This window comes from Streptomyces sp. MB09-01 (assembly GCF_033794505.1).
Classification (GTDB): Bacteria; Actinomycetota; Actinomycetes; order Streptomycetales; family Streptomycetaceae; genus Streptomyces.
Map to the genome: position 1 here is coordinate 1 of NZ_JARAYQ010000469.1, position 3,321 is coordinate 3,321.

Annotated in this window: 2 protein-coding genes; both read right to left on the bottom strand. The window is 73.2% G+C overall.

The window, feature by feature from the left end; translation table 11 throughout:
• The coding region (locus PV721_RS42405) for an ATP-binding protein (RefSeq protein ID WP_319734091.1) at window positions 1-852 on the bottom strand (852 nt) is incomplete at its 3' end.
• A 248-nt stretch (window positions 853-1,100) separates the two neighbouring features.
• Window positions 1,101-2,909: a S8 family serine peptidase gene (locus PV721_RS42410; RefSeq protein WP_319734093.1), complete on the bottom strand. Its 1,809-nt coding sequence runs from the start codon at window positions 2,907-2,909 to the stop codon at window positions 1,101-1,103.
• Window positions 2,910-3,321: the final 412 nt, after the last annotated feature.

Genomic DNA, 3,321 nt, shown 5'->3' on the forward strand with positions numbered 1-3,321 from the left:
GGAGGCGAGGGCGGCGAGCAGCAGGGTGCGTCGGGCCTGGGCGGGGACCCCGGCGAGGAGCCGGCGGGCCACCTCGCGTGCCTGTCCGGACACGGGCAGCGGGTCGGCGTGGTGGGCGTTGCTGTCGCGCGCCTCGGCGGCTTCGGCCAGGGAGTGGCCGAGGGCGAGGGCGAGGCGCGGGTTGCCGCCGCTGGCCTGGTGGATGCGGCCGGCGAGGCGGGCGGGGAGGCAGTGGCGGACGAGGAGTTCGGCGACCTCGTCGGCGCCGAGCGGGGGGACCCGGATCGCGGGGACGCCGGGTCCGCAGAGGGATTCTCCGACGGGGGCTCCGCCCTGGACACATTCGGCGACCAGGACCCGTACGCGGGGCGGGGTGAGGCGCAGCGCGAAACGGAGGAGGTCGGTGCTCTCGGCGTCGAGCCACTGGGCGTTGTCGAGGACGAGCAGGACGGGCTGGCGGGCGGCGAGGGTGCGGAGCACCTCGACGACGGCGAGGCGCAGCGCAATGTGGTCGCGGCCGGCGCGGGGGGCGTCCGCCTCGCGGCGCAGCAGGGCGACGGCGGTGCGCTGGGGACCGGAGAGCTGGTCCAGGGCGGCGCCGGGGACGGAGGCGAGGAGGGCGGCGGCGGAGGCCTCGGGTATCCACTGGTCGGCGGCCTCGGGGGCGAGGCGGAGCACGCTCTCGCGCCGGGCTTCGGCCGCGGCCGCGACGGCGCGGACGACCTCGGTCTTGCCCGCGCCAGCGGGTCCGGTGAGGAGGGCCCGGCCGTGCGTGGTCAGCGCATGGCCGACCGCCTTGATGAGTTCGCCGTGTCCGACACTCGTGTCAGCGTTCCCCGTCGCCGCCACCACGCACAGCCACCAGCCTTTCGGTCCCCAGCTTCCTGTGCCCTTCCTGTGAGAGGCGACAATACGAGGTCGGATGGCGGGCGGGCCCGGATTGTGACGCAGAAATCAGTCACGTGCCGGGAAAACCCGTCGGACCTGCCGATACGAGGTGTATCAGCAGGTCCGGGGATCATTCCTGGTCCGTACTATCGGCCCGTCAGGCCGAGTTGGCGGCCGGACCGGGAACCGGCCGGAAGCCGGTCACCGGCGCCTCAGAACGCGAGGTTCCAGGAGTCGATCTTGCCGGTGTCGCCGCCGGCGTTGTCGTTCACGCGGAGCTTCCAGGTGCCGTTCGCGACCTCGGAGGAGGCGTTGACGGTGAAGACCTGGTTGATGTTGTCCGTGCTACCGCCGGCCCGGTTGTGGACCGTGTAGACGCTGCCGTCGGGGGCCACGAGGTCGACCTTCAGGTCACCGATGTAGGTGTGAACGATGTTCACGCCCACCTTGAGGGTGGCCGGGGCGTTGCCGGTCTTCCCCGTGACGGTGATCGGGCTCTCCACGGTGGTGTTGTCACCGATGGCGAAGTCCGTGCCGTTCTCGAAGGCCGGGGTGGGCGGGGTCGAGGTGACCGCGGCGACGGTCGCGGCGGCGTCGGCGAGACCGGTGCCGCAGCCGCCGGTGCAGGTGCCGGCCAGCGGGCGGGCGTTCGTCTTAATCGCCGACTCGATCTGCGCCGGGGTCAGGGCGGAGTTGGCCGACTTCAGCAGGGCGGCGAGACCCGCGACGTGCGGGGCGGCCATGCTGGTGCCCTGGTAGGGCTTGTAGATCTCGGCGCCGGGGGTGGTGGTGCCCGCGTTCAGCGTGGAGAGGATCGCGTTCTCGGGGGTGGTGACGGTGCCGGGCGTGTCGGTGGCGCGGCGGGTCTCACCGCCCGGGGCGGCGACGTCGATGATCGCGCCGTAGTTCGAGTAGTACGAGCGGTCGCCCGCGCGGTTGCTCGAGGCGACGTTGATCACGTTGTTGCAGCTGGCGGGCGAGAAGTTGGCCGCGTCCGCGTTGCTGTTGCCGGCCGCGACGACCACGGTGGTACCGCGGGCGACGGCGGCGTTGATGGCGTTCTGGTAGCTGGTGCCGCAGGCGCCCGAGCCGCCGAGGCTCATGTTGATGACCTTGGCCGGGGTGGCGTTGGCCGGGACACCGGCCACGGAGCCGCCGGAGGCCCAGGTGATGGCGTCGACGATGTCCGAGGTGGCGCCGCCGCACTTGCCGAGCACGCGGATGGGCTGGATCTTCGCCCCGTACGCGATGCCGGCGACGCCCTTGGAGTTGTTCGTGGCCGCGGCGATGGTGCCCGCGACGTGGGTGCCGTGCCAGGAGGAGTTGCTGGCCTTGGAGCCGAGGCCGCACTCGCCGTCGGTGGCGTTCCAGTCGCCCTGGTCTGCGGGGTTGTTGTCGCGGCCGTTGCCGTCGCGGGCGTCGGCGGAGCTGGAGATGAAGTCGTAGCCCGCGACAACGTTCGGGGCGACGTCCGAGTGGGCGACGTAGCCGGTGTCGATCACGGCGACGGTGACCCCGGAGCCGGTGGTCTTGTCCCAGGCGGCCGGAACGTTCATGCCGGCGGTGGGCTCGAAGAGGTCCCACTGCTTGGCGTACTCGGTGTCGTTCGGGGTGACGGCCTGGGCGTAGGCGCGGGAGTCCGGCTCGACGTAGGCGACGTCCGGGTCGGCGCGGAACTGGGCCATCACGTCGGCCGCGTCGGCCGGGGCCACGGTCCCGCCGAGGTTGACCAGGGCCGCTCCGGTGCCGAGGCGGCGGTCGAACTTCGCCTTCTTGCCGGCCTTCTTGCCCTTGGCGGCGGCGTCGTCGGCGGCCGCGGTGTTCGAGCTGGCTTCGGTGGCCGAGGCCTTGTAGCCGACGATGAGGTTCTGGACCGGCGCGGTGGCGGCGACCGTGGCGGCCGGCGCCGTGCCGGGGGTCTCGACGGCCGCGGCCACCGAGGCCGTGGCGGTGGCGGATCCGGCGAGCAGGGTGACGGAGATGGCCGCCACGGATATGAGCCGACGTCTGGAAGCGTGCACGTGTTCCCCTTCGCGGGCCGTTTCCGGGCAGGCCGGAGCGGCCGGTCGGTGCAGTGTGGGAGGTTCCGGCGGCCGCGGGGCCGGGAGCGAGTTGGTCGGTCTCGCCCCGGCCGCCGCCGCGCGCCACGTTGTCCCGGCCGCAACGGCGGGGCAGGGGCAACGGCGGTCCCGGCTCTTCCCCGGACGGTGGGGCCTACACGCCATGTGGGGTTGGCGTGTGAACCGCCCGGCCTGGGGAAGATCGCCGGTGGGCAGACAGTAGGCAACGCGGCGATGAACTCGATACGGGGAAAACCCTTGTCCGCCCCCTTCCGCACCCCCAGGGGGTCCCTCGGGGCGCGTGACCAGGGGTTCCGACGGCGCGCTGTGCGCCGGGTGCCCGCGGAGGCCGCCCGGCCGCCCCGTCCCGTCC